Origin of the sequence: Streptomyces sp. NPDC088553 (assembly GCF_044752965.1) — a bacterium.
In the GTDB taxonomy this organism is placed as follows: Bacteria; Actinomycetota; Actinomycetes; order Streptomycetales; family Streptomycetaceae; genus Streptomyces.
The window spans coordinates 286,786-310,241 of sequence record NZ_JBIVMG010000004.1 but is presented as its reverse complement, the minus strand read 5'-3'; the positions used below and the strand labels follow the sequence as shown (position 1 = coordinate 310,241).

Annotated in this window: 22 protein-coding genes; 13 read left to right on the top strand and 9 right to left on the bottom strand. The window is 71.7% G+C overall.

The window, feature by feature from the left end; all coding sequences use genetic code 11:
* Positions 1–141: 141 nt before the first annotated feature.
* The 5 genes from ACIP8Z_RS14525 to ACIP8Z_RS14505 all read left to right on the top strand — a co-directional run bounded on the left by ACIP8Z_RS14525 (position 142) and on the right by ACIP8Z_RS14505 (position 4,616).
* Positions 142–1,260: a carbohydrate kinase family protein gene (locus tag ACIP8Z_RS14525; protein ID WP_402082987.1), complete on the top strand. Its 1,119-nt coding sequence runs from the start codon at positions 142–144 to the stop codon at positions 1,258–1,260.
* A 134-nt stretch (positions 1,261–1,394) separates the two neighbouring features.
* Positions 1,395–2,438 (top strand): PhoH family protein, encoded by a 1,044-nt coding sequence (locus tag ACIP8Z_RS14520; protein WP_376314148.1) that lies wholly within the window; start codon positions 1,395–1,397, stop codon positions 2,436–2,438.
* Positions 2,439–2,467: 29 nt separating this feature from the next.
* Entirely contained in the window at positions 2,468–2,965 is a 498-nt protein-coding gene (ybeY, locus tag ACIP8Z_RS14515; protein ID WP_402082985.1) for an rRNA maturation RNase YbeY, read from the top strand.
* Positions 2,966–2,970: 5 nt separating this feature from the next.
* Positions 2,971–4,266, top strand: coding sequence for a hemolysin family protein (locus ACIP8Z_RS14510; protein WP_402082982.1), 1,296 nt, complete (start codon positions 2,971–2,973; stop codon positions 4,264–4,266).
* Entirely contained in the window at positions 4,263–4,616 is a 354-nt protein-coding gene (locus ACIP8Z_RS14505) for an MmcQ/YjbR family DNA-binding protein (protein ID WP_055598774.1), read from the top strand. Before ACIP8Z_RS14510 ends, ACIP8Z_RS14505 begins: the two co-directional genes overlap by 4 nt.
* A 63-nt stretch (positions 4,617–4,679) precedes the next feature.
* Here the strand turns inward: ACIP8Z_RS14505 and ACIP8Z_RS14500 are convergent, their stop codons facing one another.
* Positions 4,680–6,095, bottom strand: a complete 1,416-nt coding sequence (locus ACIP8Z_RS14500; RefSeq protein ID WP_402082980.1) for an MFS transporter — start codon at positions 6,093–6,095, stop codon at positions 4,680–4,682.
* A gap of 157 nt (positions 6,096–6,252) precedes the next feature.
* Between ACIP8Z_RS14500 and ACIP8Z_RS14495 the strand changes: the two genes are divergently transcribed.
* The 6 genes from ACIP8Z_RS14495 to era all read left to right on the top strand — a co-directional run bounded on the left by ACIP8Z_RS14495 (position 6,253) and on the right by era (position 11,801).
* On the top strand, positions 6,253–7,074 hold the full coding sequence (locus ACIP8Z_RS14495; protein WP_402083831.1) for a helix-turn-helix transcriptional regulator: 822 nt from the start codon (positions 6,253–6,255) through the stop codon (positions 7,072–7,074).
* Positions 7,075–7,168: 94 nt separating this feature from the next.
* Positions 7,169–7,531: a cytidine deaminase gene (locus tag ACIP8Z_RS14490; RefSeq protein ID WP_402082977.1), complete on the top strand. Its 363-nt coding sequence runs from the start codon at positions 7,169–7,171 to the stop codon at positions 7,529–7,531.
* A gap of 243 nt (positions 7,532–7,774) precedes the next feature.
* Positions 7,775–8,251 carry a hypothetical protein gene (locus ACIP8Z_RS14485; RefSeq protein ID WP_055598771.1) on the top strand — a complete coding sequence of 159 codons (477 nt, stop codon included), beginning with the start codon at positions 7,775–7,777 and terminating at the stop codon, positions 8,249–8,251.
* Between the two features lie 216 nt (positions 8,252–8,467).
* Entirely contained in the window at positions 8,468–9,799 is a 1,332-nt protein-coding gene (locus tag ACIP8Z_RS14480; RefSeq protein ID WP_402082975.1) for a beta-xylosidase, read from the top strand.
* A gap of 61 nt (positions 9,800–9,860) precedes the next feature.
* Entirely contained in the window at positions 9,861–10,829 is a 969-nt protein-coding gene (locus tag ACIP8Z_RS14475; protein WP_402082973.1) for a WxL protein peptidoglycan domain-containing protein, read from the top strand.
* Positions 10,830–10,850: 21 nt separating this feature from the next.
* Positions 10,851–11,801 (top strand): GTPase Era, encoded by a 951-nt coding sequence (gene era / locus ACIP8Z_RS14470; protein WP_374115426.1) that lies wholly within the window; start codon positions 10,851–10,853, stop codon positions 11,799–11,801.
* A gap of 40 nt (positions 11,802–11,841) precedes the next feature.
* Here era and ACIP8Z_RS14465 read toward each other — a convergent pair whose 3' ends face one another.
* Entirely contained in the window at positions 11,842–12,117 is a 276-nt protein-coding gene (locus ACIP8Z_RS14465) for a protealysin inhibitor emfourin (RefSeq protein WP_402082970.1), read from the bottom strand.
* 21 nt (positions 12,118–12,138) lie between these two features.
* The gene (locus ACIP8Z_RS14460) at positions 12,139–13,191 is read right to left on the bottom strand and encodes a M4 family metallopeptidase (protein WP_402082968.1); all 1,053 of its coding nucleotides are present in this window, start codon (positions 13,189–13,191) and stop codon (positions 12,139–12,141) included.
* Between the two features lie 294 nt (positions 13,192–13,485).
* On the opposite strand from ACIP8Z_RS14460, the gene leuA reads away from it, so the two are divergent.
* Positions 13,486–15,249: a 2-isopropylmalate synthase gene (gene leuA, locus ACIP8Z_RS14455; protein ID WP_402082965.1), complete on the top strand. Its 1,764-nt coding sequence runs from the start codon at positions 13,486–13,488 to the stop codon at positions 15,247–15,249.
* A gap of 341 nt (positions 15,250–15,590) precedes the next feature.
* A complete protein-coding gene (locus ACIP8Z_RS14450; protein WP_383579877.1) occupies positions 15,591–16,283 on the top strand; it encodes a TerB family tellurite resistance protein in 693 nt (230 codons plus the stop codon).
* A 375-nt stretch (positions 16,284–16,658) separates the two neighbouring features.
* On the opposite strand, the gene ACIP8Z_RS14445 is transcribed toward ACIP8Z_RS14450, so the two are convergent.
* The 6 genes from ACIP8Z_RS14445 to ACIP8Z_RS14420 all read right to left on the bottom strand — a co-directional run bounded on the left by ACIP8Z_RS14445 (position 16,659) and on the right by ACIP8Z_RS14420 (position 23,370).
* Positions 16,659–18,038 (bottom strand): FAD-binding oxidoreductase, encoded by a 1,380-nt coding sequence (locus ACIP8Z_RS14445; RefSeq protein WP_402082963.1) that lies wholly within the window; start codon positions 18,036–18,038, stop codon positions 16,659–16,661.
* A gap of 79 nt (positions 18,039–18,117) precedes the next feature.
* A complete protein-coding gene (locus ACIP8Z_RS14440) occupies positions 18,118–19,902 on the bottom strand; it encodes a LuxR C-terminal-related transcriptional regulator (protein WP_402082960.1) in 1,785 nt (594 codons plus the stop codon).
* A 75-nt stretch (positions 19,903–19,977) separates the two neighbouring features.
* Positions 19,978–21,348, bottom strand: a complete 1,371-nt coding sequence (locus ACIP8Z_RS14435) for an FAD-dependent oxidoreductase (RefSeq protein WP_402082958.1) — start codon at positions 21,346–21,348, stop codon at positions 19,978–19,980.
* Between the two features lie 137 nt (positions 21,349–21,485).
* On the bottom strand, positions 21,486–22,319 hold the full coding sequence (locus ACIP8Z_RS14430) for a hypothetical protein (RefSeq protein WP_402082955.1): 834 nt from the start codon (positions 22,317–22,319) through the stop codon (positions 21,486–21,488).
* A 41-nt stretch (positions 22,320–22,360) separates the two neighbouring features.
* Positions 22,361–22,555 (bottom strand): DUF397 domain-containing protein, encoded by a 195-nt coding sequence (locus ACIP8Z_RS14425; protein WP_402082953.1) that lies wholly within the window; start codon positions 22,553–22,555, stop codon positions 22,361–22,363.
* A complete protein-coding gene (locus ACIP8Z_RS14420; protein WP_402082951.1) occupies positions 22,537–23,370 on the bottom strand; it encodes a Scr1 family TA system antitoxin-like transcriptional regulator in 834 nt (277 codons plus the stop codon). The genes ACIP8Z_RS14425 and ACIP8Z_RS14420 overlap by 19 nt, the downstream gene beginning before the upstream one ends.
* Between the last annotated feature and the right edge of the window lie 86 nt (positions 23,371–23,456).

Here is a 23,456-nt window from a genome sequence, read left to right as displayed (position 1 = left end):
GTCACAATTGGTTTGGAGTCAAGTGGGATGGGTATCGCGCGAGCACCGTGTGGTGTCTCCCCGTCTCTCAAGCCCCATCGGGCACACTGTCCAGATCGGCACCACGGTGCCGGTCCACGCACCACGACCGGGGAGTCCGCCGTGACCACAGCAAGGGGAGACCAGCCGCAACAGGACGCCGGGGTCGACCCGTTGGTGTGCCTGCGCGAGCCCACCGACCCCGCCTGCGACGTCTTCCTGACCGGCACGGTCTTCCTCGACATCATCTTCACCGGCCTCGACTCCGCCCCCGTCCGCGGCACCGAGTCCTGGGCCCGCGGCATGGGCTCCAGCCCCGGCGGCGTCGCCAACATGGCCACCGCCCTCGCCCGGCTGGGGCTCCGCACCTCCCTCGCCGCCGCCTTCGGCGACGACCACTACGGCGAGTACTGCTGGGACGCGCTCGAACAGGGCGAGGGCATCGATCTGTCGCTCTCCCGCACCGTCCCCGGCTGGCACTCCCCGGTCACCGTCTCCATGGCCTACGAGGGCGAGCGCACGATGGTCTCCCACGGCCACGAGGCCCCGCCGCTGGACGGCGCCCTGCCCGCCTACCCGCCGCACGCGCGCGCGGCCGTCGCCTCCCTCGTCCCCGGCCGCGACGAGGACTGGGTCGCCCAGGCCGCCCGCGGCGGCGCCAAGGTCTTCGCCGACGTCGGCTGGGACGACACCGGCCGCTGGGACCTGGCCGGCCTCACCGACCTCGCGCACTGCGAGGCCTTCCTGCCGAACGCCGCCGAGGCGATGCGCTACACCCGGACCGACTGCCCCCGGGCCGCCGCCCGCGCCCTCGCCGACAAGGTCCGCTACGCCGTCGTCACCCTCGGTTCCGAAGGCGCCTACGCCGTCGACGGCGGCACCGGCGAGACCGCCGAGGTCCCCGCCATCCAGGTCTCCGCCCTCGACCCCACCGGCGCCGGGGACGTCTTCGTCGCCGGGTTCGTCACCGGCACCCTCGCCGACTGGCCGCTCGCCGACCGCCTCGCCTTCGCCGGGCTCACCGCCGCCCTCTCCGTCCAGGAGTTCGGCGGCTCCCTGTCCGCCCCCACCTGGGGCGAGATCGCCGCCTGGTGGCAGCACGTCCAGGTCCACGAGAGCCAGGACCCCGAGGCCCTGCGCGACCGCTACGCCTTCCTGGAGCGGCTCCTCCCCGCCCCCGCCCGCCCCTGGCCGCTGCGCCGGGCGGTGCCGACGATCGGCTTCCGCGCGGCCCACACCTGAGCCGCCGGCCGCCGCGGGCCCCTCCGTAAACCGCTACGGGCTTGTCCGTGCCAAGTCGTAGGCTTGGTAGCCCAGAGGTTGTCGAGCAGCGAGAACCCTGAACGGGAGGTATGCGCAGGCCTCAGTGCCGGCCCATGACTCAGACACCCACAGCCCACAACGGATCGCCCCAGGACGGGGCGCCCGGACAGGCCCGCGCCCACTTCACCGTCCCCGCCAAGCATCCGATGGTCAGTCTGCTCGGCTCCGGTGACGCGCTGCTCCGCGTGATCGAGCGGTCGTTCCCGCAGGCGGACATCCATGTCCGGGGCAACCAGGTCAGCGCGGTCGGCGACGCGGCGGAAGTCGCGCTGATCCAGCGCCTGTTCGACGAGATGATGCTGGTGCTCCGCACCGGTCAGCCGATGACGGAGGACGCAGTGGAACGCTCGATCGCCATGCTCAGGGCGAGCGAGAACGGTTCGGAGGGCGGCGAGGAGACCCCCGCCGAGGTGCTCACGCAGAACATCCTCTCCAACCGCGGTCGCACGATCCGTCCCAAGACCCTCAACCAGAAGCGGTACGTCGACGCGATCGACAAGCACACGATCGTCTTCGGCATCGGTCCCGCCGGTACGGGAAAGACCTACCTGGCCATGGCCAAGGCGGTCCAGGCCCTGCAGTCCAAGCAGGTCACCCGGATCATCCTGACCCGCCCGGCCGTCGAGGCCGGCGAGCGCCTCGGCTTCCTGCCCGGCACGCTCTACGAGAAGATCGACCCCTACCTGCGCCCGCTCTACGACGCGCTGCACGACATGCTCGACCCCGACTCCATCCCCAAGCTCATGGCGAGCGGGACGATCGAGGTCGCGCCCCTGGCGTACATGCGCGGCCGGACGCTGAACGACGCGTTCATCATCCTGGACGAGGCGCAGAACACGAACCCCGAGCAGATGAAGATGTTCCTCACCCGCCTCGGCTTCGACTCGAAGATCGTCATCACCGGTGACATCACCCAGGTCGACCTGCCGAACGGGACGAAGAGCGGTCTGCGACAGGTCCGCGACATCCTGGAAGGCGTCCAGGACGTCCACTTCTCGACGCTCACGTCGCAGGATGTCGTCCGGCACAAGCTCGTCGGCCGTATCGTCGACGCGTACGAGCAGTACGACAGCCGCAACGGCCGCAACGGGCTGTGACGACTTAACGAGAGAAGTACACGAGCACCATGTCGATCGACGTCAACAACGAGTCCGGTACCGAGGTCGACGAGCAGTCGATCCTCGACATCGCCCGCTACGCGCTCGCGCGCATGCGCATCCACCCGCTCTCCGAGCTCTCGGTGATCGTCGTGGACGCGGAGGCGATGGAGCAGCTCCACATCCAGTGGATGGATCTGCCGGGTCCGACGGACGTCATGTCCTTCCCGATGGACGAGCTCCGTCCGCCGGCGAAGGACGACCAGGAGCCCCCGCAGGGGCTCCTGGGTGACATCGTGCTCTGCCCCGAGGTCGCCACCCAGCAGGGCAAGGACGCGCCGACGGAGCACTCCATGGACGAGGAGCTCCAGCTGCTCACCGTCCACGGTGTGCTCCACCTCCTCGGGTACGACCACGAGGAGCCCGACGAGAAGGCCGAGATGTTCGGCCTCCAGGCGGCGATCGTCGACGGCTGGCGCGAGGAGAAGGGCCTCACCGGCCCGTCCCCGGCGCCGACCGTCTCCTGACCCCGATGGACGTCTCGCTGATCCTCGGCGCCGTCGCGCTGGTCGTCGTGGCCTGGCTCGCCGCCTGCGCCGAGGCCGGTCTCGCGCGCGTCTCCAGCTTCCGGGCCGCCGAGGCCGTACGGTCCGGCCGGCGCGGGGCCGAGAAGCTCGCCCAGGTCGCCTCCGACCCCACCCGCTATCTCAACGTGGCCCTGCTGGTGCGCGTCGCCTGCGAGATGGCGGCCGGCGTCCTCGTCACGTACGCCTGCCTTGAGGCCTTCCCGGAGACCTGGGAGGCGCTGCTCGTCGCCATCGCCGTGATGGTCCTCGTGTCGTACGTGGCCGTGGGCGTCTCACCGCGCACCATCGGCCGCCAGCACCCGCTGAACACGGCGACGGCCGCCGCGTACGTGCTGCTGCCGCTGGCCCGGATCATGGGGCCGATCCCGCAGCTGCTCATCCTCATCGGCAACGCGCTGACCCCGGGCAAGGGCTTCCGCAAGGGCCCCTTCGCCTCCGAGGCCGAGCTGCGGGCCATGGTGGACCTCGCCGAGCAGGAGTCGCTGATCGAGGACGAGGAGCGCCGCATGGTGCACTCCGTCTTCGAGCTGGGCGACACGCTCGTCCGGGAGGTGATGGTGCCCCGTACCGATCTGGTCTGCATCGAGCGGTACAAGACGATCCGTCAGGCCCTCACCCTCGCGCTGCGCTCCGGGTTCTCCCGTATCCCCGTCACCGGGGAGAACGAGGACGACATCGTCGGCATCGTGTATCTGAAGGACCTGGTCCGCAAGACGCACATCAACCGGGACTCCGAGGCGGACGTGGTGTCGACGGCGATGCGGCCCGCCGTCTTCGTGCCCGACACCAAGAACGCCGGTGACCTGCTGCGCGAGATGCAGCAGGAGCGCAATCACGTCGCCGTCGTCATCGACGAGTACGGCGGCACGGCCGGGATCGTCACCATCGAGGACATCCTGGAGGAGATCGTCGGCGAGATCACCGACGAGTACGACCGGGAGCTGCCGCCGGTCCAGGACCTCGGCGGGGGCAGCCACCGCGTCACCGCCCGCCTCGACATCGGGGACCTCGGCGAGCTGTACGGCCTGGGGCCCGACGAGTACGACGACGAGGACGTGGAGACCGTCGGCGGACTGCTCGCGAAGGCGCTCGGCCGGGTCCCGATCGCCGGCGCCAAGGCGTTCGTGGAGCTGCCCGACGGGCGCTCGCTGCGGCTGACGGCCGAGTCCCCGGCCGGCCGCCGGAACAAGATCGTCACCGTTCTCGTGGAACCCCTGGAACCGGAGGAGAAGCCGGGATGACCCCCGACGAGCTGCGCGCCTTCTGCCTGGACTTCAACGACGCGACGGAGGAGTTCCCCTTCGGGCCGGACGTCTCCGTCTTCAAGGTCGCCGGGAAGCTGTTCGCGCTCTCGTGGCTGGAGGCCGAGCCGCTGCGGGTCAACCTCAAGTGCGATCCGGACGACGCCGTACGGCTCCGCGAGGAGCATCCGGCGATCGCCCCGGGCTATCACATGAACAAGCGGCACTGGAACACGGTGACCGTCGGAGAGCTCCCGGACCGCATGGTCCGGGAGCTCGTCGAGGACTCGTACGACCTGGTGGTCGCGGGTCTGCCGAAGGCCGTACGGCTCCGTCTCGACCGGCCGTAGCTCTCGACGGGCCGTGGCCCCCGGCCGGCCCCCCGGCCGGCCGTAGCTCTCCCGCCGACGTTCTCAGGACGTGCGCCTCAGGCCGAGGCCGACCAGGACCGCCGTGCCGAGGACGATCGCCGCGTCCAGGACGAGGACCGTGCGGACTCCCCCGAACAGGTCACCGCCCGTGGTGGCGAGCACGCCGAGCAGCGGGATGCCGACCGTGAGGCCGACCTGCTGGGTGGTCGTCACCAGACCGGTCGCCAGGCCCTGCTCCTCGTCCGGGACACCCGAGGTGACGGTCAGTCCGTACGAGATGATCGCGCCGAGGTGGCACATCGAGGCCAGCGAGACGGCGACGGTCGCCAGGACCACGCCCGACTCCTCGCTCAGGCCGAGCAGCGCGGCCGTCAGCACGCCCTGGCCCACCAGCGAGCCGACCAGGGTGGCGCGGGCGCCGATCCGGCCGATCACCTTCGGCGCGAGCATGCCGGCCACGACCGACATCACGCCCTGCACACCGAAGATCAGGCCGGTCGCGAAGGCCGACAGGTCCAGCGTCTCCTGCAGGTACAGGGTGAGGACGAAGATGACGGTCGACATCATCGAGAAGGTGATCAGACCGCCCAGGTTGCCGAAGGCCACCGTGCGGCGGCGCAGCATCGGCAGCGACACCAGCGGGGCCGCGTGCCGGGACTCGACCCGCACGAACACCGCGAGCAGCACGAGCCCCGCGACCAGGCTGACCAGCACGTCCGTGCCGCCGAAGCCGCGCTCGGCCGCCGTCGACAGGGCGTAGATCAGGGCGAGCAGACCACCGGTGACGGTCACCGCGCCGGGCACGTCCAGGCGGGGCCGCTCGGGGGTGCGGGACTCGGGGAGCAGGCCGGGGGCCAGCGGCAGCACGATCACGGCGAAGAGGGCGAGCAGGCCCATGGTGGAGCGCCAGCCGAGGGTGTCCGTCATGACACCGCCGAGGACCATGCCGACGGTGAAGCCGAGCGAGAGCAGGGTGCCGGAGATGCCGAGCGCCTTGTCGCGCAGCGGCCCCTCGGGGAAGGTCGTGGTCAGCAGGGACATGCCGGTGGGCACGATCGCGGCGGCGCCGATGCCCTGGAGGGCGCGTCCGGTGAGGAAGGCGGCCGGGTTCCAGGCGAAGGTGGCGAGCAGCGAGGCGAGGCCGAAGAGGGCGAGTCCGGCGAGGAACAGCTTCTTGCGTCCGTAGAGGTCGCCGACGCGGCCGAAGAGGAGCAGGAAGCCGCCGGAGGGCAGCGCGAAGGCGGTGACCGCCCACTGGAGGGCGGACTGGCCGAGGCCGAGGTCGGCGCCGAGGACGGGCAGCGCCACGTTCAGCACGGAGAAGTCGAGCGCGACCATGAACTGGGCGGCGCACAGCACGAAGAGGATGAGCCGGGTGCGGCCGGTGAGGGCCGGGGGAGCGGCCGGAGGGGCGGCCTCGGTGTCGGTGCCCGCGGGGGGAGAGGTCAGGGTTGCCATGACCCCACCTTCGGCGTCGGGGAACAACGCTGGGGAGCGGGAACTTATCCTGTTGGTCGTACCACCAGGCATCCAGGGGGAGGAAGCACACGTGGCCACCGCTCTCGAGAGCACCACGGCGAAGCAGCACCGACTCGGCGAACTGCGCGAGTTCCTGATGAGCCGTCGGGCCAGGGTGAGCCCCGCGGAGGCGGGCCTCCCGGACGGTGGCGCGCGCCGCCGCACGCCGGGCCTGCGCCGGGAGGAGGTCGCGGTCCTCGCGGGCGTCGGGGTCTCCTGGTACCAGTGGCTGGAGCAGGGCCGGGACATCACGGTCTCGCCGCAGGTGCTCGACTCGGTGGCGCGGGTGCTGCGGCTGAGCCCGGCGGAGCGGCGCCATCTGTACGTCCTGGCGGCGCTGAACCCTCCGGCGCCGGAGACGGCCCCGGAGGACCGCGACATGTGCGACGGGCTGCGGCGGCTCATCGACGCGTGGATGCCGTTCCCCGCGCACATCATGGACGCGTACTGGAACACCGTCCTCTACAACGACGCGGCGGCGATCGTGCTCGGGATGGGTCCGGAGAGCGCGCAGAACTGCCTGGTCACCTTCTTCACCGATCCGCTGTACCGGACCCGCATGGGCCACTGGGAGGAGATCGCCCCCCGGGTCGTCGCCCAGTTCCGCTCGGCGTGCTCGGAGAGCCCCGACGACGAGGGGTTCCGGCAGGTCGTCGAGGAGGTCAAGGAGCTGAGCCCGGAGTTCGCGGAGCTGTGGGAGCGGCGGGACATCCTGCCCGGCGGCCAGAACCGCAAGGAGCTGGAGCATCCGTTGGTCGGTACGCTGTACGTCGAGGCGACCCAGCTCAGGGTCCCGGCCCGCCCGGACCTGGTGATCGTGCTCCACACCCCGCTGCCGGAGGCCGGTACGGCGGAGAAGCTGGAGTGGCTGGTGTCGCCCGAGGGGCGCCGCGGGGCGATGTACCCGGTCGCGGGCTGAGCTCCCGGGCGTCGGCGGCTGAGCCCGGGGTCGTCGTGGGCTGAGCCCCGGGGTCGTCGCGGGCCGCGTTCCGGAGCGGACCTATGCTCGGGTCATGACACTCAGCAGCGAGCACGGCGACCTCGGCGCCGAGGACCTCAAGATCATCACGCTGGCGCGCAGCGCCCGCGCCCGCAACGGTGTGCCCGAGGGGGCCGCCGTACGGGACGAGACCGGTCGCACGTACGTGGCGGGGACCGTGGAGCTGGAGTCGCTCAAGCTGAGCGCCCTGCGGACCGCGGTCGCGATGGCGGTGGCGAGCGGCGCCCAGTCCCTGGAGGCGGCGGCCGTCGTGTCGAGCGCCGAGTCCGCGTCGGACGAGGACCGCGCGGCGGTACGGGACCTCGGCGGCCCGGAGACCCCGGTCCTGCTGGCCGGCCCTGACGGACAGCTGCGCGCGGCGGTCACGGCGGGCTGAGCGCACGCGCCCGCCCCTCGGGCGAGCGGCGAGAACGGGACATCGAGGGCCCGGCGCACACGCGCCGGGCCCTTGCGCTGCAGCGGGTTTGTGTGTTTGTGAAGGATCACCGCATCTTCTCTTGCCTTCCCATGCGGTCTGCGTCTCAATGAACACCGGTCCGCCCGACGGACCGTCAGATCTCCACCATTCACGCAGTGTCCGCACCCCTGCGTTCGCCATCGGAAGGGGTTCGAACTCGCCATGAGAAGCAGAAGCACCTTAGGGACCGTCGCGGTCGTCGCCGGAGGACTCGCCGCCGCCTCGCTCGCCTTCGCGCCGACGGCCGCCGCCGTCTCGCCGGGCTCGGCCACGGCGACGTACGACTGCGGTTCGTGGGGCGGCGGCAGCGCCACCCTCGTCGCGACGCAGAGCGGCACCGCCGCCACCATCACCCTCACCTCGTCCGTGACGACCCCGATCCCGGTCGGCGCCGACCAGATCAACGCCACGCTGACGCTGGCCAAGGCCGGTGGCGGCACGCGGGTCTTCAGCGGCAAGAAGAACCCGGCGCTCCCCGTGGGGCCGGTGACCATCGGACCCCTCAGCGGGACCGTGGCCTCGGGCGACAGCCTCAACTCGTACTTCGCGGGTGTCGCCCTCAAGATGGTGATCTTCGGGGTCACGGTGAACTGCGACGCGCTGACCTCGCAGTCGCCAGGCCCGTTCGTCTTCAGCTGAGCCCTGTATCAACCGGACCGGTGTCGCCCTGGGCGGCACCGGTCTCCGTCGTGTTCCGGTACCCTGGACAAGGCGCCTGACCTGGGGAAACGTCTACGTTCCGAGGATCTTGACAGCATCTGATGGGTCATCAGTCAATGTCTTTCGCTTGCATTGACTTCTCTCCGCCCGCAGCCGTCAATGGCGCCCACTCATCCCTCAGGAGGGGGCATACCCATGGCACTCACCCGATCCCGGGCGGCGGCTCGAAGACGGCGCTGGACCGCCGTCCTCGGCGCCACCGCCCTCGCGGTCGCAGGAGGCGCGCTCGCGGCCCCGGCCGGCGCGACGACCACCTCCCAGCCGGTGGAATTCCAGACCCGCTGCGTCCCGCCGCCGATCGCCGGCATCCCGCCCATCACGGGCACCACCACCGCCGAGATCACCGTCGACAAGGCCAGCCCCAAGGTCGGCGAGACGGTCACGGTGACGTACACGATCACCAAGCCCGCCGCGTCCAACCCGGTCGACCTCGCGCTACCGGCCGACATCATGACGCCCAGCGGCAAGGTCGTCCTCGGCGGCGCCCAGAGCGGCGCGGTCGCCGTCAACGGACCCAAGAAGAACGCGCCGGTCCCCCCGAAGGGCTCCTTCCCGGCCTTCTCGATGACCGGCACCTTCACCGTCACCCAGGCCGGGTCGATCACCCTCTCCCCCGGCGACTACAACATCCACACCAGCTACCTCATGGAGCTGGACACCCCCTGTACGGTGCTCAACCCGCCCGCCCCGGTCTCCGAGACGGTCGTCGCGAGCCCCGTGACCAGCCCCAACACCCGCGCGCTGGCCCTCGACACCGCGTCCGGCGACCCGGGCGTCCGGGTGACCGTCAACGGTTCCAAGTTCACCCCGCTCACCGAGGTCACCGTCGTCGGCCGGGCCGGGGCGGCGGAGACCGCGGACAAGATGACCGTCACGACCGACAGCGAGGGCTCCTTCGCCGCGCGCCTGAAGGTCAACGACGCGGCGACCACCGGGATCGTGGCCTACGAGGGCGCGGCCTGGGACCCCGAGAAGGGCGCGGGACCCGCCGCGTACAAGGTCGTCGTACCGGCGCCGCCGAACAGCCAGACCATCACCGCGGCCGTCACCGCCGGTGAGCTGTCCATGACCCAGGCCGGGGACGCCGTCGAGCTGTCGTCCGTCGACTTCGGTCAGGGCGGCGCGGCGACCGGCGCCCTCAAGACGGTGACGGTGAAGGACTTCCGCGGCGGCCCCGCGGGCTGGTCACTCACCGGCAAGGTCACCGACTTCACCGGCACCGGCGGCTCCATCGGCGCCGGCAACCTCAGCTGGACCCCGGCCTGCACCGCCAAGGCCGGCAGCCCCAGCGCCTGCGCGGCCGGCTCGTCCGGTCCGGTCGGCGGCGGCGGCGCGACCCTCGCCTCCACGCCGAACGGCGCCCTCACCGGCGGCGAGTTCACGATCGACGCGGGGCTCTCCCTCGACGTCCCGGCCTTCACGGCGCCGGGCTCGTACGCGGGCGTGCTGACGCTCACCCTGTCCTGACCACCGTGCGGGCCGGGCGCGCACCCGGCCGGCCCGCTCCGCACCCCGGGGGTTCCGACTCGTGCGCACGCTGTACGTACTCCTCCTGAGCGTCCTGCTCCTCCTGCTGGGCCCCGCCCCGCACGCACAGGCCGCCGAGAACGGCGAGTGGGCCGTCTATCCGGCCGCCGCCCAGTTGGGCAGCCGCCCCTACTTCTTCCTCACCGCCGACCCGGGCTCCACGCTCACCGACCGGGTCACCGTCGCCAACAAGACGGCCGCCCCGCTGACCTTCCGGCTCTACGGCGCCGACGCCTACAACACCGACCGGGACGGCGGCTTCGCCGTCCGCACCCAGCGGGAGAAGCAGACCGGCGCCGGCGCCTGGATCAAGCCCGAGCGGACCCGGATCACCGTCCCGCCCGGCTCCGCGGTCACCGTCCGGTACACCCTGTCCGTCCCCGCCGACGCCGACCCGGGCGACCATCCCGGGGCGCTCGTCGCCCTCGACGAGCGGATCAGCCCCGGCGGGAAGGGCGCCGTCGCCGTCGGCGTCCAGCGCGCCGTCGCCGCCCGCCTCTACCTGCGGGTCAACGGGCCGACCGTGCCCGCGCTCGGCGTCGAGGACGTCACCGTCGACCAGGACCGGCCGCTGATCCCCGGCGCGGGCACGAGCAGCGCGGTCGTCTCGTACACGCTGCACAACCGGGGCAACGTCACCCTCAACCCCAAGGTCGCCCTCAGGGCGGAGGGCCTCTTCGGACGCACCCTCCTCGACCGCGACCTCGCCACGGTGCCGTCCGAGCTGCTGCCCCGGCAGAAGATCCGGCTCACCGAGCGGTGGACCGGCTCCCCGCAGCTCGACTGGGGTGACATCACCCTCACCGCGACCGCGAAGGACGTCCGGGAAACCGGCACGGTCTCCTTCCTCGCCCTGCCCTGGCTCGCCGCCGCGACCCTGCTCGTCGGGGGCGCCGCGGGCCTCCTCGGCCTGCGGATCCGGCGGCACAGGGCGGCCCGCGCCGAGCCGAGTGCGCACGTGAGTACATGAGGCGGGCGCTCATCGGGGACAATGGCCCCCATGAGCGCTCGCAACCAAGAAACCGAAGCCGTCCACCGGGCCGGCTTCGCCTGCTTCGTCGGCCGCCCCAACGCGGGCAAGTCCACCCTCACGAACGCTCTGGTCGGCCAGAAGGTGGCCATCACCTCGAACCGGCCGCAGACCACCCGGCACACCGTCCGCGGCATCGTGCACCGCCCGGAGGCGCAGCTGATCCTGGTGGACACCCCCGGCCTCCACAAGCCGCGCACCCTCCTCGGCGAGCGGCTCAACGACGTCGTGCGCACCACCTGGGCCGAGGTCGACGTGATCGGCTTCTGCCTGCCCGCCGACCAGAAGCTCGGCCCCGGCGACAAGTTCATCGCCAAGGAACTCGCCGGGATCAAGAAGACCCCCAAGGTCGCGATCATCACCAAGACCGACCTGGTCGACTCCAAGACCCTCGCCGAGCAGCTGATCGCCGTCGACCAGCTCGGCAAGGAGCTGGGCTTCGAGTGGGCGCAGATCGTGCCGGTCTCGGCCGTCGGCAACAAGCAGGTCCAGCTCGTCGCCGACCTGCTGATCCCGCTGCTCCCGGAGTCCCCGCCGCTCTACCCGGAGGGCGACCTCACGGACGAGCCGGAGCAGGTCATGGTCGCGGAGCTGATCCGCGAGGCCGCGCTCGAAGGCGTACGGGACGAGCTGCCGCACTCGATCGCGGTGGTCGTCGAGGAGATGATCCCCCGGGAGAACCGCCCGGCGGACCGGCCGCTGCTCGACATCCACGCCAACGTGTACATCGAGCGCCCCAGCCAGAAGGGCATCATCATCGGCCCGAAGGGAAGCCGCCTGAAGGAGGTCGGCATGAAGTCCCGCAAGCACATCGAGGCCCTCCTCGGCACCCCGGTCTTCCTGGACCTCCACGTCAAGGTCGCGAAGGACTGGCAGCGCGACCCGAAGCAGCTGCGGAAGCTGGGGTTCTAGGACGCTTCACGCGCCTTCCCGCCCTGCGCGCCTTCCCGGCTTACGCGCCTTCCTTGAGGACCCTCGTGATGAGGGTCCTCTGCGCTTCCGTCAGGCGTGGGTCGCCGCAGCGGACGGTGCGCTCGTCGACGGAGATCTCGTAACGGAAGCCGTCCGGCACGCCCTGGACCGCGCCCTCGCCGTCGGCGACGCCGTCGGCGAGGACCGTGATCGCCAGGGTGTGCCACTCGGCGGCGTCCGGCCGGCCGGAGGTGTCCACCTCCGCCGACCGCTCGATGCCCGCGAAACCGCCCGTGCGCCGCACTCGAATCCGCATGGGACCTGTGTACCAGCCGGATCAGTCGGTCGGTACGCCCACGGCCGACCAGGCCTTCAGGACGGCCTGGATCTCCTCCCCGTCGCCGTACCGCGCCCGCGCCGCCGCCACCGTGGCCGCCGCGAACTCGGAGAACCGGGCCTCCGGGGTGAGCGTCCCGCCGGTCATCACGTCGTACCAGATCTGCCCGGCCCGCTCCCAGGAGTTGCCGCCCAGCTCGGTCGCCGCCAGATAGAAGGCGTGGTTGGGGATGCCGGAGTTGATGTGGACGCCGCCGTTGTCGCGGCCGGTGCGGACGTAGTCGTCCATGTGGCCGGGCTGCGGGTCCTTGCCGAGGATGTCGTCGTCGTACGCGGTGCCCGGGGCCTTCATGGAGCGCAGCGCCGTCCCCTCCACGCTCGGGTGGAAGAGGCCCTCGCCGATGAGCCAGTCGGCGGTGTCGGCGGACTGGCCGAGCGCGTACTGCTTCACGAGGGAGCCGAAGACGTCGGAGACCGACTCGTTGAGGGCGCCGGACTGGCTGAAGTACTCCAGGTTCGCCGAGTACTGGGTGAAGCCGTGGGCGAGCTCGTGGCCGATGACGTCCACGGGGAGGGTGAAGTCGAGGAAGATCTCGTCGTCGCCGTCGCCGAACACCATCTGCTCGCCGTTCCAGAAGGCGTTGCCGTACTTCTCGTCGTAGTGGACGGAGGCGAGCAGGGGCAGCCCGGCGCCGTCGATGGAGTCGTGCCCGAAGGCGTCGAGGAAGAGGTCGAAGGTGGCGCCCAGGCCGGCGTACGCCCGGTTGACGGTGGCGTCCCCGGTCGCCGCGTCGCTCTCGCCGCGGACCTTCACCCCGGGCAGCTCGGTGCCGCGCTCGCAGTCGTAGATCGTGCGGTGCGGCTTGCCGGCCTCGGCGGGGGCGAGCGTGGGCGCGGTGCCGGGCAGCGGCAGGATCCGGAACGTACGGGCCGATGCGTCCGCGATGAGCGTGCGGCGCGCGGCCGCGGCGACGGCGGGGTTCGAGGAGTGCGCCAGGTGCTCCAGGAGGTGCGGGGGGACGATCGAGCAGAAGACAGGCGTCTGGGGAGTCATGCTCGCAATGTGGCACTGCGTGAGCTCACTGTCACGGGCTGAGACGAGGATTGGTGAAATGGAGTGATGCGTCACTGTTCGGCCTTGACGCGGACGCCGTCCCGCATACTGATACGGGACGTCCGCCTCCGGTGTCCCTGGGCTAGGCTGCGGCACATCATGCGTTTCGGGCTGCTTCTCCTTAGCTGCCGCGGCGAGGGCCTGTAGTCGTAGGCCGACCCCCTCCCCGCGGGACCTGGTGTTGCGTTCGACAGTCGGCCGTCCCTCCCGTAGGACCCCGAGGAGCCCAACGCAATGTCCCAGTCCCCGTTCGTCAGCCGCCCCACGCCGATCACCAACGCGACGCAGCTGCAGAAGCCGTCCGGGATGCCGATCCACAAGTACGGCCAGTACGAGCAGGTACGGATCCCCGACCGCACCTGGCCCGAGCAGCGGATCACCAAGGCCCCGCGCTGGCTGTCCACCGACCTGCGCGACGGCAACCAGGCCCTGATCGACCCGATGTCCCCGGCCCGCAAGCGCGAGATGTTCGACCTGCTCGTGCGCATGGGCTACAAGGAGATCGAGGTCGGCTTCCCGTCCTCCGGCGAGACCGACTTCGCGTTCGTGCGCTCCATCATCGAGGAGGGCGCGATCCCGGACGACGTCACCATCTCCGTACTGACCCAGGCCCGCGAGGACCTGATCGAGCGGACCGTGGAGTCCCTGGTCGGCGCGAAGCGCGCCACCGTCCACCTGTACAACGCCACCGCGCCCACCTTCCGCCGGGTCGTCTTCCGCGGCTCGAAGGAGCAGATCAAGCAGATCGCCGTGGACGGCACCCGCCTGGTCATGGAGTACGCGGAGAAGCTGCTCGACGAGCGCACGATCTTCGGTTACCAGTACAGCCCCGAGATCTTCACCGACACCGAGCTGGACTTCGCCCTGGAGGTCTGCGAGGCGGTCTGTGACGTCTGGCAGCCGGGCCCGGGCCGCGAGATCATCCTGAACCTGCCTGCCACCGTGGAGCGTTCGACGCCGTCCACGCACGCGGACCGCTTCGAGTGGATGTCCCGGAACCTGACCCGCCGCGAGCACATCTGCGTCTCGGTCCACCCGCACAACGACCGCGGTACGGCCGTGGCGGCCGCGGAGCTGGCGATCATGGCCGGCGCCGACCGCATCGAGGGCTGCCTGTTCGGGCAGGGCGAGCGCACCGGCAACGTCGACCTGGTGACCCTGGGCATGAACCTGTTCAGCCAGGGCGTCGACCCGCAGATCGACTTCTCGCAGATCGACGAGATCCGTCGCACCTCCGAGTACTGCAACCAGATGGAGGTCCACCCGCGCCACCCCTACGCGGGCGACCTGGTCTACACCGCCTTCTCCGGCTCCCACCAGGACGCCATCAAGAAGGGCTTCGACGCCATGGAGGCCGACGCGGCCGCCCAGGGCAAGACCGTCGACGACATCGAGTGGGCGGTGCCGTACCTGCCGATCGACCCGAAGGACGTCGGTCGCTCCTACGAGGCCGTCATCCGGGTCAACTCGCAGTCCGGCAAGGGCGGCATCGCGTACGTCCTGAAGAACGACCACAAGCTGGACCTGCCCCGCCGGATGCAGATCGAGTTCTCGAAGATCATCCAGCAGAAGACGGACACCGAGGGCGGCGAGGTCACGCCGGCCGCGATCTGGTCCGTCTTCCAGGACGAGTACCTGCCCAACCCGGACAACGCCTGGGGCCGCATCCAGCTGCGCTCCGGCCAGACCACCTCCGACACGGACGGCACGGACACGCTGACCGTCGAGGCGGTCGTCGACGGCGCCGAGACCGTCCTGTCCGGCTCCGGCAACGGCCCGATCTCCGCCTTCTTCGCCGCCCTGCAGGCGATCGGCGTGGACGCCCGCCTGCTGGACTACCAGGAGCACACCATGAGCGAGGGCGCCTCCGCGCAGGCCGCCTCGTACATCGAGTGCGCCATCGACGGCCAGGTCCTGTGGGGCATCGGCATCGACGCCAACACGACCCGCGCGTCCCTGAAGGCGGTCATCTCGGCGGTCAACCGCTCCGCCCGCTGACCCGGCCCTCAGGAGACGGCCCCCGCACCCTTCCGAGGGGGCGGGGGCCGTCCCGTTTCCGGCCCGGGTCATGTTTCCGCGGCCCGGTGCCACCCCGGAGGGTGATCTCGCGACGACCGCTTCGGCCATCGAATCCGGGGCGATCGGCCCGGGGGAGGCGGCAGGCCGGGCCGGCGGAGGCTTTCTGGCCTTCACAAAGCGCCGTCGCCGCGTTCCGCGGCCGATGACGTGTCTCGGCCAACTCCGCGGTGAAGTCCTGACGGGGTGCTGACGCCACATCAAGGATGTGGCTAACATCACGCCAACGCCGGCAGTGCAGCCGGGCCGTTGAGGAGGTGCGTGTGCGGTCTGCCCGGAATTCACGTGGTGGGAAAGTGGGCGTCTGCGGAATCCGCACCTCCTGGAACACGGTCGGGGACGGTGAGTTCTTCTGCGAGGAGTGCGGCGGCGACCGCAACTACCGGCGCCGCACCGGCCGCCGCAGGTTCGCCGTCCTGGGGGTCCCGGTCCTGCCCCGGGGCTGTACGGGTCCCGTCGTCGAGTGCGCGGCCTGTCACACGCACTTCGGCACGGAGGTGCTCGACCACCCCACGACCAGCCGTTTCTCCGCGATGCTGCGGGACGCCGTGCACACCGTCGCGCTCGCCGTGCTCGCGGCCGGCGGCACCGACTCCCGCGCGGTCCTCGACCGGGCCGTGAGCGCCGTCAGGTCCGCCGGGTTCGCCGAGTGCACCGCCGTCCAGCTCGTCGACCTCGTCGAGGCCCTGGAGGCGGACACGGGGCGGTTCATGCCCGAGGTGAACCCCGAGGGCGCGCTCCTCGCGATCGAGCTGCACGAGGCCCTGGAGCCGCTCACCCCGCACCTGGCTCCCTCCGGCCGGGAGTCGATCCTGCTCCAGGCTGCCGGGATCGCCCTCGCCGACGGCGTCTACAGCCCGGCCGAGCGGGAGGTCCTGGGGACGGTCGGCAACGCGCTCGCGCTGGCCCCGGACGACGTCGCACGACTCCTCGCCTCGGCCCGGACGGTCTCCTAGCAGCGGACGCCCGTCGAGCGAGGCGGAGGCGAGGTTGCCGATCGCGGCGTTGAAGCGGGTGGTGATCTGCTGGTCCTCGATGATCCGCAGCTCCTTGCCCGACTGGCTGACCTGGAGCCAGGTGAAGAGCAGCGCGGCGACGGCCGCCAGTCCCGGCAGGCTGAGCAGGATCAGCGAGAGCCGCGAGGAGGGGGCCGTGGCGCCGCCGCCCGCCCCGGTCGCCCGGCGGCGTGCCGCCAGACGGCGCCGGGCCGCCCGCCGTCGCCGACTCCGGCGGATCCGTTCGGGGAACGTGGACCGGTTCACCCGGCCATTGCCTCACGCCGGAGCGTGTGGGCCCGCGGTGCCACACCGCCTTTCCCCATTTCGAGGGTGCTACGGCGCGATGTTCTGGTTCAGCCGGAACACGTTGTCGGGGTCGTACCGGCGCTTGACCGTGCGCAGCCGGTCGTAGTTCTGGCGGTAGTTGACCCGGACTCGGTCCTGGTCGTCGGTGTCCATGAAGTTGACGTAGCCGCCCTCCTGGGTGTGCGGGCGCAGGGCCGTGTCGTAGGCGCGGGTCCAGGCGATGTTGCGGTCCGAGTCCGCCGGGTCGGTCCAGGTGCCGCCGAAGGAGTGCGAGAAGACGGCGTCCCGGTACGCGAACGCGGTCTCCTCCGGGCCCACCCGGTGGCAGGCGCCGTCGATCGGGAAGATCGCCGTGTCCGATTCGAGGGACGGCATCGTCGCGCCGTACTCCGTGTGGACCGCGATCGCCCCGTCCGACAGCTCACGGCTGAAGTTGCCCTTCCAGTAGTGGTGGAGCCCGGCCGGCAGCTGCTCGTCGAACAGGGTGTTGATCACCGGGTACGGCATCCGCTCCATGAACCGGCCGATCACCGGGCCGAGTCCGTCCAGGCGGGCGAGGACCTTCTCGTCCTCCGCCTCCGGGCCGCTGAAGCAGGTGAACGCGGCGCAGATCGGGCGCCCGTGCCAGCGCTCGGGGAGGAACGGTTCCTCGGGGCCGAGCGCGAGGACCAGGATCGAGTTCAGCTCCTCCGGGGAGTCCGCGATCAGCTCGCGCCAGGCGCGTGCCACGTCCCCGTCGAGCGGGTAGCAGCTCAGACCGCCGAAGACGTCCGCGACCGGGTGCAGCCGGTACGCGAGGGAGACGGCGACGCCGAAGTTGCCGCCGCCGCCCCGCAGCGCCCAGAACAGGTCCGGGTTCCGCTCGGCGTCGCAGGACACCAGGGTGCCCTCGGCGGTCACCACGTCCGCCGCGATCAGGTTGTCGCAGCTCAGGCCGTAGCGGCGGGCCAGGTGGCCCATGCCGCCGCCGAGCGTGAGCCCGCCGACGCCGGTCGAGGAGACCACCCCGCCGGTGGTGGCGAGCCCGAAGGCGTGGGTGGCGTGGTTGAAGTCGCCCCAGGTGGCGCCGCCCTCGGCCCGTGCCGTACGGGCCTCCGGGTCGACCCGGACGCCCCGCATCCGGGACAGGTCGACGACGAGGCCGTCGTCCACGGTGCCGAAGCCGGCGACCGAGTGGGAGCCGCCGCGCACGGCCAGCGGGAGCCCGTGCTCCCGGGCGTGGAGCACCGCCGCGATCACGTCGCCGGCGTCCACGGCGTGGACGACGACGGCCGGGCGGCGGTCGTGCTGGGCGTTGTAGACCCGGCGGGCCTCGTCGTACGACGGGTCGCCGCGGGTCACGACGGTGCCGCGTACGGCACCGCGGAGCGTGTCGACAGGGGGCTGGGGGTCGGTCGTGGTGGTCATGCCTCCGGTGTAGCCCGGTGGGCTTCCGGCGCGCATCGCCCGAACCGCCCATGCGCGGGCACCGGTCGGCATGGGCCGTTCAGACCAGGCCGTGCGCGTACGCGTAGGCCGTGGCGGAGGCGCGGGAGCCGACGCCCAGCTTGGTGAAGATGTTGTTCAGGTGCCGGGCGACGGTGTGCTCGCTGATCACCAGCGCGCGGGCGATGTCCTTGTTCGTGCCGCCGGAGGCGACCAGCCGCAGGACCTCCGCCTCCCGTGCGGTGAGCCCACCCGGGAGCCGCCGCCGCGACCCGCCGCTGAGCAGGGCGGCCGCGCGCCGGGCGTCCGGTACGGCTCCGAGCCGCTCGAAGACCGCCCGCGCGGTGCCCAGCTCCAGACGGGCCGCCTCCTCGTCGCCCGCGGCCCGGCAGGCCGCCGCGAGCAGCATCCGTACCTGCGCGGCCTCGTACGGCACCCGCAGCTCCAGCCAGCCGGCGAGCGCCCGGCGCAGCGGGAGCAGCGCGCCGGGGCGCTTCTCGGCCAGGGCCACCGAGCCGAGGGCCGTGTCGGCCAGGGCGCGCAGCAGGGGTACGTCTCCGTCGGCGGCGCCCGCGAGGGCGTCGAGGTCCGCCGCGGCCTTCGCAGCCCCGGGGACGTCACGGACGGCGAGCGCCACCTCCGTGCGGGCGGCGAGCAGCCGGGACCGGCCCAGGACGTCGTGGTCGGGGTCGCTCCGGCAGGCGAGGGCCAGGTCGACGCCCGCCACGGCCGCGTCGGCCCGGCCCTGCGCGAGGCGCAGCAGCGCGAGGCCCGGCTGCGGGATCCGGCCCAGCTCGTGGGCGTGCCCGTACGAGACGGCCGCCGCTTCGAGGCGGCCCTGGCGCCGCTGGACGTCCCCGGCGGCGTAGTACGCGGCGGCGGCCGACTCCAGGCAGTCCACCGGCACCTCACGGCAGGCCTGCCGGGCCTCGGCCTCGGCGAGCGCCCAGGCCCCGAGGAGGTCGAGGACCTCGACGCGGTGGGCCCGGCAGACGCCCCGGAAGGGGTTCTCGCCGGAGGGGACGGTCATGGGGAGCGGGGCCGCGGGCGTGGGGAAGTCCTCCCGGGCCGCACCCGCGAGGGCGCCCTCCGCGGCCGTGGCCCCGGCACCGTCCTCGTCCGGCGGGCGGCCCGTCCACGGCGGGGCGCACCACTCCATCGCCGCGTTCGTCCACTCCACCGCCCGCGCGAAGTCCGCGGCCTCCATGCACTGGGTCAGGGCCAGGCAGTACAGCCAGCCCGTGACCATGCCGCTCAGTTCGCCGGCCGACACCGCGCACATCGCGTCGTCGAGGAGGGCGAGGCCCTCGGTCCTGCGGCCGGCCGCGAGGAGCACGCGGGACTCGGCATGGCGGCTGAGGGCGAGCAGGTCGGGGCTGCCGCAGGCGAGGGCCAGGGCGGTCATGCGGCGGGTCGCGGCGAGGGCGGTCTCGTGGTCGCCGTGGGCCGAGGCCTCCTCGGCGGCCGTCATCTCCAGGAAGCACTGTTCCGGGCAGTCCGGCAGGTCCTCCAGGTGGTGCCGGGCCCGGTGGAGCCAGCCGGAGGCCGCCGCGGGCCGTCCGAGACCGGCGTACTCGTAGTACAGCCACCAGGAGGCGAGCCCGGCGCCCCGGTGGTCGTCGGCCGCGAGATACGCGGCGTGCGCCCGGAGCCGGGCGGTCACGGACTCGTCGACGTGCCCGGACCACCAGGCGGCGTCGGCGAGCACGGAGAGGTCGTCGGCGGTCAGGCCGCGCGAGGGGTGCCGGTCGTGGGCGTGGAGCAGCTCGTACGCCTCGGCCCAGGACTCACGGGCGGCGGCGTCCCTGGCACGCTCGACCGGGTCGGTCGTGGTGGGTACGGACATGGCTCTCGCCCCTTCCCGGTCCTTTCAGGGTAGGCCGGGGAAGGGGCGAGAGCCCGCGCGGTCCTGCGCGACGTGCTAGGCGATCGCGCCGCTCGCGCGCAGCATGTCCTCGCGCTCGACGATCTTGATGCGCTCGCGGCCCTGCGGCTCGCCGAGCGCCTTCTCGGCGGCGTCCAGCGCGTACCAGCCCTCCCACGTGGTGTACGTGAGGCCCTTGCCCTCCAGGAAGGTCACGACGGCGTCGGCCTCCGGGGTGTCGGGGGTGAGCAGGCGGCCGTTCGCGAAGTCGTCCAGGAGGTTCGCCACGGTCTCGTTGGCGTCGCCCTTGGTGTGGCCGATGAGGCCGACGGGGCCGCGGCGGATCCAGCCGGTGCAGTACGTGGAGGCCATGTGCTCGCCGGTCTCCTCGACGACCCGGCCGCCCTCGTCCGGGACGGTGCCGCTGACGGCGTCCCAGGGGAGCTTGGGCAGCTCGTCGGAGAGGTAGCCGACTGCGCGGTAGACGGCCTGGACGTCCCAGTCCGTGGTCTGCCCGGTGCCCTTCACGTTGCCCGTGCCGTCCAGCTCGGTGCGCTCGGTGCGCAGGCCGACGACCTGGCCGTCCTCGCCGAGGATCTCGACGGGCGACTCGAAGAAGTGCAGGAAGAGCTTGTGCGGGCGGTCGCCGACGTCGCGGATCGCCCAGTTCTCCAGGGTCTTGGCGACCATGTCGGTCTGCTTGTTCTTGCGCCGCTCGGCGATCGAGCCGTCGTCGTAGTCGATGTCCTCGGGGTTGACGATGACCTCGATGGTGGGGGAGTGGTCCAGCTCGCGCAGCTCCATGGGGCTGAACTTGGCCTGGGCCGGGCCACGGCGGCCGAAGACGTGGATCTCGACGGCCTTGTTGGCCTTGAGCCCGTCGTAGACGTTGGCCGGGATCTCGGTCGGCAGCAGCTCGTCGCCGGTCTTGGCGAGGATGCGCGCGATGTCGAGGGCCACGTTGCCGACGCCGAGGACGGCGACCTTCTCCGCGTCGAGCGGCCAGGTGCGCGGGACGTCCGGGTGGCCGTCGTACCAGGAGGCGAAGTCGGCGGCGCCGTACGAGCCGTCGAGCTCGACGCCCGGGATGCTCAGGGGGCGGTCGGCCATGGCGCCGGTCGAGAAGATCACGGCGTCGTAGAAGGCGCGCAGGTCGTCGAGGTGGATGTCGGTGCCGTAGTCGATGTTGCCGAAGAGGCGGACCTGCGGCTTGTCGAGGACCTGGTGGAGGGCGTTGACGATGCCCTTGATGCGCGGGTGGTCGGGGGCGACGCCGTAGCGGATGAGGCCGAAGGGGGCGGGCATCCGCTCGAAGAGGTCGATGGACACACCCGGCTCGGCGGCGGCCTCGGACTTCAGCAGCGCATCGGCGGCGTAGATTCCGGCGGGGCCGGCGCCGACGATCGCGACCCGGAGGGGGCGGGGCATGACTGGGTTCCCTTCGCAAGCGACGTGGCGGCGAAGCCGCCGACACTTAGGTCACCCTAAATAATGCGTCACGCGAACCGGTACCCGCCCCCGGTCTATGGGCTCATAAGCCGGACTTATGAGTTCCATAAGAAAGGCTAGGCGGGCTCGGAAAGGCCGAGCGTGCCCTGGAAGGCCGAGACGGTCATCGCGATCATGCCGCCGTAGGACACGAGCCCGCCGAGGGCGAAGAACAGCCCGAGGGCGAGTTCCCCGCGCCGCAGCAGCGCCGTCCTGGGCAGGATCACGTTCCCCGCGTCGCGCGGGTCGTAGCAGACCTTCACGGCCATGCCCCCCGCCCAGGTGGACACCTGCCGGATCAGGCCCGCCGGGTCCGTGTACAGGTACGTCCCCGGCCTGTCCGGCACCTCCGCGGCGAACGTCGTGACGCCGTGCCGCATCAGCCGCCACTCGCGGTACCAGCTGGACAGGGCGACGACGGCGACGACGGTGGACCCCGCCGCGGCGAAGCCCATGGGCAGGAAGAGAACGACCCCGACCGGCTCGCCGGCGACGGCGATGAGCACGCACAGGAGCGCGACCAGCACGGTGGTGCCGGCCGACCACCGCTTGACGAGCCGCGCCTTCCGTTCCCGCCGGTCGAGGGTCCGGGTCCGCGCCTCCACGAGCGCGGAACCGTCGGCCGTCGTGTCCCGGCCGGGCGCCCCGTCCAGGGCGGCGTTCACGGCCGCCGCGAACATCGTCGTCCCCGCCTCGCTCGCCCCGTCGATCCGGTGCACCACCGGCACGCCCCCGGCCGGAGCCGTCAGCTCGACGACGACGGCCCGCCCCTCGGCGCGCACGCGCCCGACCGCGGCCAGCGGGATCCGTACGTCCTCGTGGGGGCGGCGGAGGTACAGCGCGTCGCCCTCGAACTCGAGCGACGTCTTCCTGCTGCCCTGGACGACGGGTACGGACGGACTGATCGACATGGGCGTGATCGTAGAGGCGGTGCCGTGCCCCTGCCAGCCCTTCAGCTCTTGAGGCCGGCGACGAACGCGGTCCAGGCGGCGGTGGAGAGGAGGAGGGCGGGGCCGGTGGGGTTCTTGCTGTCCCGGACGGGGACGACGCCGGTGACACCGTCGAGGACTTCGAGGCAGTTGCCGCCGTCGCCGTCGCTGTAGGAGCTCTTGCGCCAACGGGTGTTGCTCAAGTCGTACTCGCGCATCGTCTGAAATCCTCCGCCGCCGATTCGATCAGGGGCAGGGACGCCTCCGGCGACAGCGCGGCGGCCCTGAGCAGATCGTAGGTGTGCTGTGCCCGCTTCACCACTGCCGGATCGTCGAGCAGGTTGCCCGAATACACGGCCTCTGTATACGCCGTTGGCGGCGCGTCCTCGAACTCCATCAGCTTGAGGGGCTTGCCCATCTGCGGGTAGGCGCCTTCCGAGTAGGGCAGTACTTGGATGAGTGCCACGCGCCCGCGTGCGCACGTTGCGAGGTGGTCCAGCTGTGCGGCCATCGGCCCGGGGCCTCCTACCGGGATGCGCAGGGCTGTTTCGTGGAGGATCACCCAGTAGACGGGTCTCGTGGGGCCGCTGAGGATCGCGGATCGGTCCATGCGGCCCTTGACCGTCTCCTCGACATACTCGTCCGTGGCGAGCGGGTTGCTGGCGCGGACGAGCGCCCGCGCGTACGCCGGTGTCTGGAGGAGGCCGGGGACCGCAGCGGCCTCGAACTCGCAGATCTTCGTGGCGATGTCCTCCAGGTCGGCAGCGGCCTGGAAATAGGACGCGTAGGGCGACTTGTTGATGAGTTTGCGCCACGTCCGTTCGAAAATACCGCCGGTTTGTAGGACCGCGTCGATTCGCATCGCCACATCCAGCTGCGGTTTTCGGATTCCCTGCTCGAACAGGCCGATGTATCCACCGGATACGAACACGCGTCTGCCCAGTTCGCCCTGCGTGAGGCCCGCCGCCTCCCGGCGCTCCTTCAGCAGCTCGCCGAAGAACTCCCAGACATCCTGCTGCTTGCCTCTGGCCATGGATTAACTCCCCAACCCTACGCCGCAGTTGTACGACCTGCGCATCTGCCAATTCTACGGATCCGGCCCCACCCTGGTGAGGCGAA